This window comes from Belliella marina (genome assembly GCF_042682445.1).
Lineage (GTDB): Bacteria > Bacteroidota > Bacteroidia > Cytophagales > Cyclobacteriaceae > Belliella > Belliella marina.
The window spans coordinates 249,676-264,514 of sequence record NZ_JBHUHR010000015.1 but is presented as its reverse complement, the minus strand read 5'-3'; the positions used below and the strand labels follow the sequence as shown (position 1 = coordinate 264,514).

At 39.0% G+C, this 14,839-nt stretch carries 14 protein-coding genes; 2 read left to right on the top strand and 12 right to left on the bottom strand.

What is annotated here, in order from left to right:
• Nucleotides 1–649: restriction endonuclease subunit S (locus tag ACFSKL_RS05420; protein ID WP_376884165.1), on the top strand; the 649-nt coding region annotated here is incomplete at its 5' end.
• A gap of 338 nt (nt 650–987) precedes the next feature.
• Here the strand turns inward: ACFSKL_RS05420 and ACFSKL_RS05415 are convergent.
• The 8 genes from ACFSKL_RS05415 to treF form a co-directional block, all read right to left on the bottom strand.
• Nucleotides 988–1,593: a restriction endonuclease subunit S gene (locus ACFSKL_RS05415; protein ID WP_376884163.1), complete on the bottom strand. Its 606-nt coding sequence runs from the start codon at nt 1,591–1,593 to the stop codon at nt 988–990.
• Nucleotides 1,594–1,649: 56 nt separating this feature from the next.
• Nucleotides 1,650–2,201 carry a restriction endonuclease subunit S gene (locus ACFSKL_RS05410; protein ID WP_376884161.1) on the bottom strand — a complete coding sequence of 184 codons (552 nt, stop codon included), beginning with the start codon at nt 2,199–2,201 and terminating at the stop codon, nt 1,650–1,652.
• 144 nt (nt 2,202–2,345) lie between these two features.
• Nucleotides 2,346–3,905 carry a type I restriction-modification system subunit M gene (locus ACFSKL_RS05405; RefSeq protein WP_376884159.1) on the bottom strand — a complete coding sequence of 520 codons (1,560 nt, stop codon included), beginning with the start codon at nt 3,903–3,905 and terminating at the stop codon, nt 2,346–2,348.
• A gap of 45 nt (nt 3,906–3,950) precedes the next feature.
• The gene (locus tag ACFSKL_RS05400; RefSeq protein WP_376884158.1) at nt 3,951–4,724 is read right to left on the bottom strand and encodes a M15 family metallopeptidase; all 774 of its coding nucleotides are present in this window, start codon (nt 4,722–4,724) and stop codon (nt 3,951–3,953) included.
• Nucleotides 4,721–5,485 carry an SDR family NAD(P)-dependent oxidoreductase gene (locus ACFSKL_RS05395; RefSeq protein WP_376884157.1) on the bottom strand — a complete coding sequence of 255 codons (765 nt, stop codon included), beginning with the start codon at nt 5,483–5,485 and terminating at the stop codon, nt 4,721–4,723. The genes ACFSKL_RS05400 and ACFSKL_RS05395 overlap by 4 nt, the downstream gene beginning before the upstream one ends.
• 53 nt (nt 5,486–5,538) lie before the next feature.
• Nucleotides 5,539–6,762 carry a purple acid phosphatase family protein gene (locus ACFSKL_RS05390; protein WP_376884156.1) on the bottom strand — a complete coding sequence of 408 codons (1,224 nt, stop codon included), beginning with the start codon at nt 6,760–6,762 and terminating at the stop codon, nt 5,539–5,541.
• Complete coding sequence (locus tag ACFSKL_RS05385) at nt 6,759–7,691, bottom strand: ORF6N domain-containing protein (RefSeq protein ID WP_376884155.1); 933 nt, start codon at nt 7,689–7,691, stop codon at nt 6,759–6,761. Before ACFSKL_RS05385 ends, ACFSKL_RS05390 begins: the two co-directional genes overlap by 4 nt.
• A 29-nt stretch (nt 7,692–7,720) precedes the next feature.
• Nucleotides 7,721–9,244: an alpha,alpha-trehalase TreF gene (gene treF / locus ACFSKL_RS05380; RefSeq protein WP_376884154.1), complete on the bottom strand. Its 1,524-nt coding sequence runs from the start codon at nt 9,242–9,244 to the stop codon at nt 7,721–7,723.
• A 272-nt stretch (nt 9,245–9,516) separates the two neighbouring features.
• Between treF and ACFSKL_RS05375 the strand changes: the two genes are divergently transcribed.
• Entirely contained in the window at nt 9,517–10,137 is a 621-nt protein-coding gene (locus ACFSKL_RS05375) for a SprT-like domain-containing protein (RefSeq protein WP_376884152.1), read from the top strand.
• Nucleotides 10,138–10,142: 5 nt separating this feature from the next.
• Here the strand turns inward: ACFSKL_RS05375 and scpB are convergent, their stop codons facing one another.
• The 4 genes from scpB to ACFSKL_RS05355 all read right to left on the bottom strand — a co-directional run bounded on the left by scpB (nt 10,143) and on the right by ACFSKL_RS05355 (nt 14,768).
• Complete coding sequence (gene scpB, locus ACFSKL_RS05370) at nt 10,143–10,703, bottom strand: SMC-Scp complex subunit ScpB (protein ID WP_376884150.1); 561 nt, start codon at nt 10,701–10,703, stop codon at nt 10,143–10,145.
• A 1-nt stretch (nt 10,704) separates the two neighbouring features.
• Entirely contained in the window at nt 10,705–11,088 is a 384-nt protein-coding gene (locus ACFSKL_RS05365; protein WP_241274436.1) for a TraR/DksA family transcriptional regulator, read from the bottom strand.
• Between the two features lie 114 nt (nt 11,089–11,202).
• Entirely contained in the window at nt 11,203–11,358 is a 156-nt protein-coding gene (locus ACFSKL_RS05360; RefSeq protein WP_376884148.1) for a hypothetical protein, read from the bottom strand.
• A 62-nt stretch (nt 11,359–11,420) separates the two neighbouring features.
• Entirely contained in the window at nt 11,421–14,768 is a 3,348-nt protein-coding gene (locus ACFSKL_RS05355; RefSeq protein WP_376884146.1) for a lamin tail domain-containing protein, read from the bottom strand.
• Nucleotides 14,769–14,839: the final 71 nt, after the last annotated feature.

The following is a 14,839-nucleotide window of genomic DNA, read 5'->3' as shown; positions in this document are numbered from 1 at the left end:
CAAAATAATTGAGGGTGTCAATGCATTTAAAGTTAGCGTTGCTAGGGAGATATTTTCTCAACAATTGAGGTTTAAGGGTGATAATGGGAATGAATTTCCCGAGTGGGAAATCTTGATGCTTGGAGATATTGGACAAATAATTACTGGCAAAACACCAAGTACAAAGGATTTAGGATTGTGGAATGGAGATATACAGTTTGTTACTCCTACAGATATATCTGAAAGCAAATACCAAAACTCCACTGAACGAACAATTAAAAGAACTGAAAAACTAAAAATCCTCCCACCAAAAAGCATAATGTTTACTTGTATTGCATCAATTGGGAAAATGAGCTTATCTGTAAACCCTTGTGTTACAAATCAACAAATAAATTCCATTATCCCTTATTCAAACTTTAATAATGAATTTGTATTCTATGCTGTAGAAAATATTTCTGAATTTATAAAATCCATACAGAGTTCATCTACAATGCCAATTATTAATAAGTCAGAATTTTCAAAATTCAAAATTTCAGTACCTTCTCAAGAAGAACAAACCAAAATCGCCAATTTCCTTTCATCTATTGACACAAAAATTGATGTAGAAACTAAGCTTTTACAAAAATTAGAAGAACAGAAAAAGTTTTTATTGCAAAATCTATTTGTATGATAATATGCTAATACAAAAAGCCATACAGGAATGATGGCTCTATTTTGCTTTGTTTAAAAAGCATTATTGCATGTTTTTTGCTTTCTACAGAAAGCATTTTATAAAAAACCGTTTGTAAACAAAATCGCCCCATAAAAATTCGTTTTTTGTATTAATGGGGCGTTAATTTACAGGTCGCTCCGATGGAGCTAAAAACAAAACATTCATTTCTGCTGCTACAAACAGTTTGCTCCGATGGAGCTTGATAAAGTCCAATAGGGACGAACTGTTTGTAAAAAATAAATCCATAACCAAAGCCCATCGGAGCGACCTGTTGTTTTTTTATCGGTGGATAATGATTAACAAAACATATTTTGCAGCAAATATTTCTTCTGATTTTCAAGTTGTTCTAAAATTGCTTTTTCTGTTTGGATTTTTTGGTCAATTGAAGTTAGGAATGATGCTATTCGTTTTTGTTCATTAAGAGGTGGGATATTTATTTCAATATTAAAAAAATCTGCGACCCCAACATTTAAAAGACCGTGATTTCGGGCACCTTCTTGCGCTATCTTTTCAATTTCTACATTTTGGATTCCTGATTCAAAATATTGCTCTATAAAATCATTACTCACTATTTCAGTGAAACGAAAACAGATATATAACGTTGAAACAATTCCTTTCTCATATCTTTTCAGTCTTTTTATAGCTCCCATTGGATAACCATTCGAATAACTTTTATTGTAAGCAAAATCATTTAATGTTAAAAGGTAATATCCCGAAACGTCTTTTGCGGAAACAGATTTATTGAAAAATTCAAGTTGGCTTATCAATCCCAACTGTGCAGATATGGTTAATACATTTTGGTTATTATCTGAATTTTTCTGTGTAATTCTTTCTGAAATATCTTTCAAATTATATGTTTCCCATTCTGAAAAAGGACTTCCATTTTCATTTTTAAATCTCATTTTATGTTTAAATACCTGATTTCTGAGATCTCGGATTAAGGATTCCAATCGATCAATTATTTTGTTTGAGTATGGATACGCTCTTCCAACAACCTCAGTAAAGCAGTTATTCTTTCTTGTTCTTGTATAGAAGGGAATGATAATTCAATTTTTGAAATCCGTCCGACATTGATACTTAAAACTTTTGATCCTTGAGATTCTTTTTGGATTTGAGTTCTAACTTGATTGGATTTGAATAAGTAGCCATTAAAGCCTAAATGGAAAATATTTTCTTTTGGTCTCGCTAATAAAGTATGTAATCCTGACAGTAGCTTTTCATCATTTAGATTTACAACTTCGATACTTTTACCTACATCATTCAAATCTTCAGAAGCATCAGCAAGAATTATATCCCCCTCTTTACAGTAATTATCTTCCGAAATTCTGGCAATATTCATTTCTTCATTAATGAAAGGAACGATTTCATTTGTAATATCAAAAAGGGTTTGAAATTTAGTATGAATGTCACCATAATGAATATTTTTAACAGCACCAATTTCGTAATTTAAGTTATCACGAGAAAACGAATTTGTTACTTTGAACCCCATTAAATCACCCAGTCTTTTCACCTCCCACTCCCCCTCAAACCCCGGAAATCTCAGCTGTGGGATGTTTGGATTTCCTGTATCTTTGAACGTTGCCTACTTTTAATTTTTTATTCGCCATCTCGATAATTCAATTTTCGTTAGTAAAAACATTAAGGATATGAAAAATTAAAAAAAAAGGCCCAATTCCTTAAAATACACATCAATCTCTTTGTCCAATTCAGCACGTTTGGCTTCCAAGGTTTTTATTTCTGCCATCACGACTTGGATATCGATTGCTTCTTCTTCCTCAAAAGTGTCCACATAGCGTGGAATGTTCAGGTTATAGTCATTTTCTGCGACTTCCTGCAATGTCGCCAAATGACTGTATTTTTCAATTGCTGTTCTTTTGCGATAGGTTTCCACAATCTTATCGATGTGTTCCTCTCTCAGCATGTTTTGGTTTTTCACCTTTTCAAATTCCTTGCTGGCATCTATAAATAAAATATGATCTGGATCTTCCTTACATTTTTTGAAAACCAAAATACAAGTCGGGATGCTGGTACCGTAGAAAATATTTGCTGGCAATCCAATTACGGCATCCAAATAATTCTTCTGTTCGATAAGGTATTTACGGATATGTAATTCAGCTGCTCCACGGAACAAAACACCATGCGGCAATACAATCGCCATTGTACCGTTCTCTGCAAGATGATAAATCATGTGCTGTACAAATGCAAAATCTGCTTTGCTTGCCGGAGCCAGCTTCCCATACTGACTGAAACGATCATCGTTCAAAAACAGAGGGTTGGCACTCCAATTTGCGGAAAACGGCGGGTTGGCCACTATCGCCTCAAATGGCATATCGTTCAGATGCTGAGGGTGTTCCAAAGTATCTTCTTGCTTGATGTTGAACTTTAGATAATGCACCCCGTGCAGAATCATATTCATTCGGGCAAGGTTGTATGTGGTGCGGTTCATTTCCTGACCATAGAAGTTATTGACATCTTTTACCTCTCGGGCAACACGCAAAAGTAACGACCCAGAACCACAAGTGGGATCATACACCGATTTCAACCTGTTTTTGCCAGTAGTAACAATCTTTGCCAGGATTTTAGAAACCTCTTGCGGCGTGTAGAACTCTCCTGCCTTTTTGCCTGCACCACTGGCAAACTGACCGATTAGGTATTCGTAGGCATCGCCCAAAACATCCAGTTCTGTATGCTCAAGCTTGAAGTCAATCTCATCTAGATGCAATAGCACTTTTACTATAAGAGCATTTCGGGCATCTGCAGTTCGGCCAAGATTATTGCTATTAAGATCCATATCAGAAAAAAGGTCTTCAAAGTCTTCTTCACTTTGTGTTCCCATCGTGCTTAACTGTATGTTGGTCAATATCTTTTGCAAATCTTCAAGGATGAAATTGTTGCTTCCACTATTTCCTCGTTTTGCTATCTCGCCAAACAATTCTGAAGGTTTTAGAAAGTAGCCTAATGTTTCCAAAGATTCTTCCCTGATGGCATCAATGTAAGCTTGTCCATCGGGAGTATGCTCTTGGATGTCTCTGAATTGAATATTGTCTTGTTGTAGAATGGCATTGGCGTAAATTTCCATTTTCTCAGCCAAATATTTATAAAAAATAAATCCCAAAATGTAATCCCGGAATTCATCGGCATTCATTTTTCCCCGTAGCGTGTTGGCTATGTTCCAGAGTTGTTGCTCTAATATTTTCTTTTGTTCTTCTGACATTTGAATTTGTACTCAATAATTAGTTATACAATTTACTTACCTACTCTACTTCACCATCCCAAATTTCTCGGCGGCTGCTTTTCTGGAGAAGGCATTGAAATGCCACCATTCTGAACCTATCCCTGAGAAACCTCCATGCTTCATTACTTTTCTCAGGATTTCCCTGTTTGAGATATGCTCTTTGGTGATTTTTCCTTCTTTGAGCATTTGGCCTTCTCTATCAGGATAGGCTGGGTAGCCAAAATAATCATATCCAGTCCCCATGTCCAGTGCCTCCCCTGTTTCTTGATCTGCCAAAGTCAAATCCACAGCTACTCCAAAATTATGCAATCCACCTACTTGTGGATTGGCGACATAGAGCGGCTTGATGCTATCGGGCTTATCCAAATTATCCCAAAGAATCTGCTGAACTGACTGTGGGCGAACGCCATCATAGACCAGAAATGTCAATTCTGGATGCTCCTCCTTTAGTTTTTGGTGGGATTTGAGCAACATTTCTGCTACAATGGGCTGAACATAGCATCGAGTCAAATCTCCATAGACATCTTTTCCAAAGAAATTGTCTGTAGTAGAATACTTCAAATCCACATATATATCTGGGATCACAGTGGCGACATCCACCAAACCAGCATCAATCAATCGCTGCTCCAATTCACCAATGAATTCATCTTCTACAAGGATAATTTCTTCTTCCTGTATTGATTCATCTGATTGCACTGGTTTTTCAAATTCCAAAACATCGCTTTCCGGTGCTTTACTTTCACAGGCAAGAACAAGAAATAGCGCTATTACCAAGTAATCTACATTTCGAATTTTCATGGTTTTTGGTTTTTATTGACGATGGTGGCTGAAGCCTGGGCTGTAGGGAACATGACAATATCTGCCAAAACCACATGCTTTGGCCTACTTACTGCAAAGGCAATAGTCTCAGCGACATCTTCGGGAAGCAATGGTTCAAATCCCTGATAGACCGTGTCTGATTTATTTGCATCACCTTTGAATCTGACCAATGAAAACTCAGTCTTTACCAATCCGGGATGTATTCCAATGACCTTGATTCCAAATGGATTTAGATCTATCCTCATTCCATTGGTAATCGCATCGACAGCATGTTTGGAGCCACAGTATACATTCCCGTTGGGATATACTTCCTTGCCTGCGATCGAACCAATATTGACGATGATTCCTGACTTCCTTTTGATCATGATTGGCATGATTTCGTGCGACACATACAGAAGGCCTTTTACATTGATATCTATCATCGCATCCCAATCCTCAAGTGAGCCTGATTGAATTGGATCCATACCATGTGCATTTCCTGCATTGTTGATCAGGACATCTATATCCCTCCATTGATCTGGTATGCCGGATATGGCTTTTTTTACGGCCTCCTTATCTCTGACATCAAAGCAAAGGGTGAGCAATCCTATGTCATCCGGCAGTTCTGCCTTCAGGATCTCCAATCTATCTTTTCTCCTTCCAGTGGCTATGATATTATATCCCAAATTGCTCAAAGCAATAGCCGTAGCTTTGCCTATCCCAGAAGTAGCTCCTGTGACAAGTGCGATTTTTCTTTCCATGCCCTAAACTAAAAAGAAATAACCAACATTGGAATCTGAATATTGCAAATGGTTTATTTCGCCAGAGGATTTTCGGGAAAACTATCGATGATATTCCCATCAGAATCTATGGATACCAAGCTGAATTGACTTCCTTCCAAAGTCAGAAGTGTAAATGCATTGATAGATTGGGCATTTTTGAGATACCAAGTGCTTGCGACATCGTGGATTTCACGAGGCTCAGTACCCCAAGAGCCGTCACCTACATACACAATCCCTCCTTGGTTTACTTCCCCATCCAATATTGGAAAAGTTCTCTTATACGCATGGTCGTGATTCTCAAAAGCCAACTTGATTCCATTTTTCTCAAAAATAGGAACCCAATTTTCCCGTACCAAAGTCTGTGTATTATCTTCATATTTTCGGACAGAAGGATAGGCAGGTACATGGTAAACCGGAATTCTATGAAGTACATGCTTCCTTTCTGCCAAGGTCTTTTCCAACCATTCTGTCTGCACACCCAGAATGGGATTGGAATGCTCTGTATCCAGGATAATCAAACTCAAATACGTTCCTACGTCCAGCACATTGTATCCCGGTTGTCCCGGAAATGGGAACAAGGCATAAAAATAAGGTGCGATTCTACTCCTAAATGCATCCGTCTGTTCGTACCCATTGTGTTTGGTATGATATCCTCCGACAACTTCATGGTTCCCAACAGCTACGATGCAAGGCAATATCCTATTGTCTGCTGTCACGAGGGTATTTTTGTAGGAATCAAAAAAATCATAAATTCTTTCCACATTGTCTGCCAAGCCATTTTCGTATGCCATATCTCCCCCGATGATGATAAAGTCAGGCTCATAGGAAGCGACTACTTTATTGGTTTTTTCCAGCCATTCTTTTCTATGCATGGAATCACCCCCGATGGCAATTTTCAAAGATCGCTTATCCAAGCTTAATGGGAGGGTATTGAAATAGTAAACTTCTTCAGATCCGGGAAACTTGATTTCATAGGAAGTTTCAGGCCTTAGGTTCTTGATACTTGCCCTGTGGACGAGCCTTTCGGAAAAAGGATAAGGAAGCACATCACTTTCCACTTTAGACCATTCATCTAGTCCTTTTCTCCTGATGTTTATTTCCGAAGAGGCAGTCTCATCAGTATGCCAATCTATCGTAATGGTCGTAGTAGGATCCTCTTGCCATGTCAAGTAAAAAGCATGTGGTTCATTTTGTCCAAGTGCAAGCCCACAACTAAATAGAGCTATTGCAAATACAATTATTTTCAATTTTTTCATAAGTCAACTTCTTTTAAAATACTATTTACCAGAATTTTGTCCATTTTGGAAAAGGCAAACCCTGCCTGTCCGGCAGGCAGGCATTTTTTACCCAGATCTTTTAATGAGGCACCGAGGTGATAAACTTCTTCCCCGTCGGTTATCAAAAATCTGTCATGACTTTGGGTAAAGGTTTTGAGTTCAAAATTACTGTATTGTTCATTGGCTTTTTTTACGTCTAAGGCCAATTGCTTAGAAATTGTTTTGGTCAATAAAAGAACATTTACCGCTTTTGTTTTCTTGGCTAAATGGGTCAAGGTTGTTTCGTCTATATAGTTATCAATCAACACAATATTTTTCTTGGCAGAGCGGATGATTTTGGAAGCCAATTCATAAGCATCAAATACTTGTCCGTCAAAGAAAATGCCTTGGGATGGAATGATGTCTTTTCTTTCAAGGGCTTTAAATACTTTCTCAAATTTTTGGTCAGTTTCCAATTGTCTGCGTTCGATAACATCCATTCGCTGCATTAGCCCTAAGTTGTCGTTTATAAACTTCCTCATTTGAACAAAAGCACGCATAATCGCAACGTGCATATTGGCTGCTGCTTGACTCTTCAATATGCCAGATAAACCCGAAACACCTTGTTCAGTGAAAGCATATGGCAAATATTTTCGGTGCTTTCCTTGCCTATTTTCTAAGATCGCAAAATGCGATCTTAGATTTGGTTTCGCTTCTTGCGATATCAAGTTGTTCCATTCTTCTTGTGTAAGCTGAAACATAAAATCATCAGGAAAACGCTCAATGTTTCGCTTTACTTGTTCATTCAACCTACCAGTAGAAACTTCATACATCTCTGCCAAGTCACTATCTAACATTACCTGTAGGCCTCGCACATTGTAAATTTTATTTTCAATATGTTGTTGCGATAATATAATGCCTCTATTCATATTTCATGTTTGACAAATCAACTTAGCTTTCAGCCATTCTCTCTCAACCACTCCTTCATCGCCAAGTATACTCCATTGGTCCATCCAAAACCGTCTTGGACTGGATATTCTCCACCTCCCGCTTCCAGGCTAAGGTCTTCGACGTTGTATTTTTCCATCATTTTCCCCGTTCTTTCGAATACGGATTCATTGAGTTTTGTCCACCTTTCAGCCAAGGTTTTTGCCATATCTTCTCTTCCATAGTTCAGCATGGCCTGAAACCCAATCCACTGCAAAGGAGCCCAGCCATTTGGCGCATCCCATTGCTGGCCGGAGTTGATTTCTGTCGTGACGAGTCCCCCGTCCCGGAGAAAATGGTATTCCACATAATCCAACACCCTTTTTGCTTGGCTTGGGGTAGCTGTATTTGCCCACAGTGGATAGAGCATTGCCAATGATGGACGGTCAACTTTTTCCTTGAATTTGATATGATAATCCAAGAAAATCCCGCGGTCTTGTTCCCAGCAATAGCGCTCTATCCCCTCAATCCTATTCTTTCTGAAGTTTTTCATCCTGGCAATAACCTGTTCGTCCTCACCATAGAGTTCCATCGATTCGATGATAATCCTTTCTGTCTCCGAGAGCAACACATTCAGATCGATCGGGATCAGGGCTATGGTTTGGACACTTTTCAAATCCATGGGATCGTAAAGCCATCTGGAGCTAAAATCCCACCCAGACTCACATGCTGCCCGTATATTTCTGAACAGTTTTTCTGGATATCGTCTGGATTGATCAGAAAGTTCTATATCCTCCACATAGGATTCTGCCCTTGGTGTATTTTCATCATCCCAATACCTGTTCAATGCGGTATCGTCATCCATTCTTACCACACGTTTGTAGTATTTGCCGGGTAGGGGGATCTCAGTCTCACCTTCTATCCAGAAAAGATATTCAACCCATATTTCTGTCAGATATTTTTTGATGATATCTTTATCCCCTTTTGCATCTGCCAACAACTCTACCATTTTGGCAAAATATGGTGGTTGGGAACGTGACAGAAAGTAGGTTCTATTGCCATTGGGAATATGGCCGACTGTGCGGATCAAATGGGCGAAATTTTCCACCATGGATTCGATCAGGTCTACCCGTCCGGAAGCCTTGAGTCCCAACATGGTAAAATAACTGTCCCAATAATATATCTCCTGGAATCTACCCCCAGGTACAATGTACGGATTTGGCAATGGGATCAAGCTGGACCCTTCGACTTCTTCATCCGCTTCATTTGTGAGGTATTGCCATTGGATTTTCAGTCTTTCTTCCAAAGAAATCCCCTTTGGCATATCCATGATGATTTCGTCATTTTCCTTTGGGATGATGAAATTCTGCTTGATGAAGGTCAATAGATCAAAGTCCTTTTGCTTCAAAGCACGATAAAAGTCGGTCAAAATGGTATTGGCATCCCGCTTTGGAATGCAATCCACAAAGGTCTTGGAGTCCGCAAAAACACCACTCATCTGTACCACTTCAAAAAGGGCTAAGTATAAATCTTCTGGTTGTTCGTAAAATTTCATCCGGTCTGTTTTCTTACTTGTCTGTGAAGCAAAATCAACACGAAACAAAGTGCTTTAATTGGAAATAAGGAGAAATAGAAAGCATTAGTTCCTCCGTAAATATTAAGAATGTGATCCAATATGTGTATTTTATTTCATATTCTTCAATGCCCCGACAAACACCTATGTCAATATCATGATTTTTTGTGGTTGGATAGATTTTTTCTGTAATTTTTTATCTAAAAAACAGGCACATTGTAAATGGCAATTAAGCTTGGCTGTATATTAGCAGCATGAATAATGATCAGGCATTTTTTAAAGCATTTCAAAAACATTTGCCGGAAGGGGCTGTCAATTATTGCTATGATATTTGGAAAGAAAAGCCCTTTAATTTCTACATTACCAATACGAGAAGTTCGAAGCTGGGCGATTTCAGATATCGAAGTGACAGAAAGACCCAAACCATCACGATCAACCATGACCTTAACCCATTTCAATTTTTGATTACCTACATCCATGAGGTCGCCCATTATCATGCATTTGCGATGTACGGACTCAATATCAAGCCGCATGGGAGGGAATGGAAGCTGACATTTCAAAAGTTGATGATGCCAATGTTGGATCCAAAGATTTTTCCGATCGAGGTTTTGATCCATTTGAAAAGACATATGCGGAATCCAAAAGCAAGCTCTGTTTCAGATTATTTTCTGATGGTAGAGTTGAGGAAATTTGACAAAGAAGCCAAAGAAGAGGGCATACAACTACTACAGCAAATCAAATCCGGTACTGTGTTTGAAATCCGGGGAAGGGTTTTTGAAAAATTGGAAACACGAAGAACCCGGGTTCTGTGCATGGAACTGGATACTGGAAGAAAGTATCTGATCTCCTGCCATGCAGAAGTGAAAGTCAGGTAAACCTCCTATTCCTTGGCTTCCCCTATTTGATTCTCTTCGGCAGAGAAGTCTTTTGGCTGGGGCAGGTCCGAAAGTGAATTGATCCCAAAATACTCCATAAATTTTTCACTTGTACCATACAATATCGGTCTGCCTATGCTTTCAGATTTTCCTTTGATGGTGACCAGTTCTTTTTCCAAAAGTTTTTGGATGGAGTAGTCGCAACTTACACCCCTGATTTGTTCGACTTCCGTTTTTGTGACTGGCTGTTTGTAGGCAATAATGGAAAGTGTTTCCAGTTGGGCGGTAGATAGTCTTTTTTGGGATTGTTGTTTGAGCAAAATTGAAATACTGGCCTGGTAGGCTGGTTTGGTCAAAAATTGATACCCACCAGCCACATGTTCCAAAGAAAAAGAGAAGTCTTCGGATTCATATTTTGACTGCAATTCATTCAAAGCAGTCAAAATATGTTCTTTAGGTACATCTGATTCAAACATTTCCGATAAGCATTTTTGTAAATCTTCCATGCTTATCGGAGTGGGTGCGCAAAACACCAGTGCTTCAATATGTCTGTGTAGGAAATCCAATTTATTTTTTTGCCAATTTAGCTTCTATGGAATGCATTGTATGTGGCACAGCTTTCAACCTGTCTTTCGCAATCAACTTTCCTGTATCCACACATACACCATAGGTGCCATTCTTGATTCTTACCAAGGCATTTTCCAAGTTGATGATGAATTTCTGCTGTCTGGCAGCCAGTTGACTCATGTTTTCTCTTTCAAGAGTATCTGCCCCATCTTCCAAAAGCTTGGATGTAGATGCTGTGAAATCAGTACCACTGTCGTTTTTCTTGCTCAGTGTTTCTTTCAATGAGTTCAACTCCGACTTTGCAACGCCCAATTTTTGTAATATTATTTCTTCAAACTCTTTCAGCTCGTCTGGAGAATATGCAGTTTTTTGGTCTTGACTCATAGTTTTAGTGTTTATGTTGTGGTATACTCTTTTTATACCCCTTGGGTTTAAAAGCCCCTAAAATACACCTAGGTTTTTGAAATCAAAAATAAAAAAACCGCACTAGTGCGGTTTTTAATTTACTGAGATGTTTTGAATCCTTTTTTCCAACAGTTTTTCGTCCATCATCAGACGGTATTTGATCCTTAAATATCGTTGGATTACTTTAATGGTTTTGCCTTTTTCCAGAAAATAGGTCTTGAGGGTATTGGTTACGATGTCTTGGTTCATTTTGGTTTGGGTTTGAGGTTAACTGTCTTAATATAAGAATTATTTTTATAAATGGGTAATAATTATTGGATTTTGGCTCCTACTACCAAAGTTTTTTTGATTTGGATCACATTTCCTTCCAAGTCGAATAAATCTACTGTAAGGATATAGTACCCTGGCCTCACTTTCCTGCTATCGGAGTCTGTACCGTCCCAGGTGTAAAAACCGGTAGTCCCCCAAATTTCGTTTTGGCAGATTTCCCGGACCAATTGCCCATTGACAGCATATATCCTCATGGTTGCAAGTTTTCCCGACTGATCCATTTTATAGGAAATCTGGGTGAAGTTTTGCTCCCCTGCCGCATCCGGCACGAATACTTTGGGCTGTATTTCTATGCCAAAATCATCTATTTCTTCAAATACATTGGAATTTCTATATCCCGGACTTGCATAGCCTACTGAAGCGGAGGCAGATTTCCAATTCTCAGGATTATCCACCGATTCCTTGGGAGACAGTCTTTCCAGTGATACTCCCCGGACTTCTTTCAACAGCCTATGGTGCATTTTTTCAGAATAGGAGAAAATCTCTGAAATTGCCTCGTCAGGATCTAGCCACACCACATTGCCTGATGCTTGGGGGTAGCTGGGAAGTGAGCTTAACTGTATATATTTTGATCTGATTCCTTTGGGATATTCAGAAGCCAATCTTTCGGTATCTGTGGTAAAAACCAAGAATTCATGTGGGGGTATAATCAGGTCTTCACTTGAAACAGATCTTCTGTTTGCAATTTCTCCGGACGAATTTAGGTTTGCCAATTTCCAATCTTTCAGATTGATGAATTTGTCGGATTGGTTATGAATCTCAACAAATTTGGGTCCACCAGTATTGGCATTGAACAGTACTTCATTGATGACAACATCACCAATCTCGGCCAAGGATGGAATTGTGAAACTGCTTTCATTTTCACCATCTCGAATACTGTTTCCGATACAGTCTCTCAACCCAGTCAATTTCACCCGGTATTGTGTGCCTTCTTTGATGTTTTCCTCGAATGTCAAGACCAAAGTCTCTTGCCCAATTCCCATTTCTATAGACTGGATTGTCAAGTTAGGGCTAAATTCCCAAATCAAATTCTCCAAATTGGGACTTAAAATTTTCGAGAAAAACAATTCAACCTGGTTGTCTGAAATAACACTTGAGCTTATCAGGATCGGACTGCTTCGGTCTGGGGTCACATCAAACACAGAATTGACCTTTCCCGGAGTTCCCCTTTCTGTTGCAATGGAAGTTTTCAAATTACCGGTCAAATTACAATCGATAAGTGGATTGACAATTTCCAAACTGTATCCACTAGAAGCAAATGAACTCCCTCCATAACTTGCAGTTGTGTAATTCAAACTGTCTAAGACTCCTCCATCATTATCGTATAGCTTGATTTGATCTGCAGAATTCAGCAAAGTGGGCCAGTTTGTCAAGCCAATCACGTGGCCATATCTGGTAAATTGTTGAATTTGGGTTCTTGGGCATAGGATGATGTACTGCTCCGGCAATATCACTTCAGAAGGAAGTGTTGTGGCTCTCCTCGAATTGGCCAATTGAAAGCCTCCCAATGCTATAGGGTCTGGGCTGGGGTTATATATTTCCACATATTCGACATTTGGCAATGTGTTTCCCGGCCTTGGAGCCGGCATGATTTCATTGATGATGAGGTTTTTGAAAGCTACACCCACGGGAGGCTCAAAGAGGAAATTGAAATCGATTTTTTCTATTACGTTACCTGCCAGATCGGGGATGTTTTCTATTTGTAAAACATATTCTTGGTTATCTTCAAAACCAAAACCCCATTTTAAGATTACAGAATTTCTGTTTCCTTGGATATGGGATTCGATAGGCTCTTGGCCATTGATTTTGTAGTAGCTTAGAATCACTGCAAAAACAGGGTCTATAGGTTCTGAAAAAATCACCAATATTTCTCTATCTCCAATCCCATCCACCCTTACGACCTCTGGGGGAGTAGCATCCCATACAAAATCCCTAAAAGAGCCATGCAACTGTTTGCCGCGGATAGTTTTTCTCGGAGGGATTTCGATCGTATAGGATACACTCTCTTCAAATGACTCTTTGGAAATTAAATCAAAGGAAATCTTATCTGCTGAAACAATGATTTCCGAGAACCCAAATTCTCCATCAACAATGGAAAAATCGTCAACTCCAAATGATGCATAGTCCAGCTCGCTTATGTTTGTGAAGCTGATTTGGTTTTCTCCAATCGCTGCCATCGACTCAATCCCATCCAAATAGTAAAAAGTGCGGCCTTGGGGAAGCCCCAGTTCTTGGGCAATGTTTTGGATCCCTTGGGTTTCGATGTTTATCAGTTGATCCCGTTCAAGTTGTGTTGCCAATTCCAACAATACCGTGTAGCCATCTCCATGGAGACTGATAGATTTCGGGTTCGATCCATTGACCATCAACTTGGATGTCTGGCTTACATCTGACTCCAAATAATTCTGACTGAAACCGAGACGTATTGTATAGGGGTTCTCTATGAGTATTTCACCTATTTGAATTTTTGTGTTATCCACCAGAATTGTGGCCTCTTCAGTCACTGCATTGTTTATGTCTTTTATATTTTCAAATAAAAGCTGAAAAATCCCTTTTGGGATAGGGGTGGGTGTGTGTATGGTTATTTCATTTTCATCGATAAAATCTATGGATTCAATTTCCAAGCCTTGAGGGCTTGCCTGGGACAGGTCGAATTGTTGGATGTATCTGTCAAAAGTCACTTGGATTGCATATGGGTGAAGGATCAATGCTTCTTTCACACGGATTGGATCTACTTGCTCATCTCCAGAATATACCCCAAAATCATCCATAAAAAACCTCGCTGCTGATCCAGTGCCAGATCCAAACTTCACTTCTATTTTCAAATAAACAATTTCTTCCTCCCAAAATTCTTCCGGGACAGCTATTTCATACAAGTGATAATCCGAGTTCCGATTGCCAAAAGTATCGTCATTTCCGACTTGGATTGCATTTGAATATAGATCTTGGTCCAAGGAAAATGAAACCAAAACGATCGCTGGTCTATTTCCAGCTCCATTTTGGTTTGTTTTGGCAAAAAAAGCAATTTTAGGCGAGACCAAATCCTGTAAATTAATCCGGCTATAAATCAGTCCATCAAAACTCCCAATGGGTTGTACAGCCAGAGCCCGGGAATTGTTTCTTCCTTCCTGATTGGCTTGAAAGATCCTAGCCGAAGTGCTTCTGACCTCATTGGCGGACCAAAATGGCAAAAATTCATCAGGATGGTTTACAATCTCAAAGTTGCTTTCAAAATCCTGATTTTGGGCAAAAGTTTCGGCTTGTTTGAAAAAACTACAGCCTAGTATGGAAAAAGCAATGAAACTCCATACAAAAAGAAGGATCCTCATGAATTAAAAATAGCAAATCACCTTCAATATGTTTGGAAAATAAACGTTTAAATCAATTTTATTCCAAAATA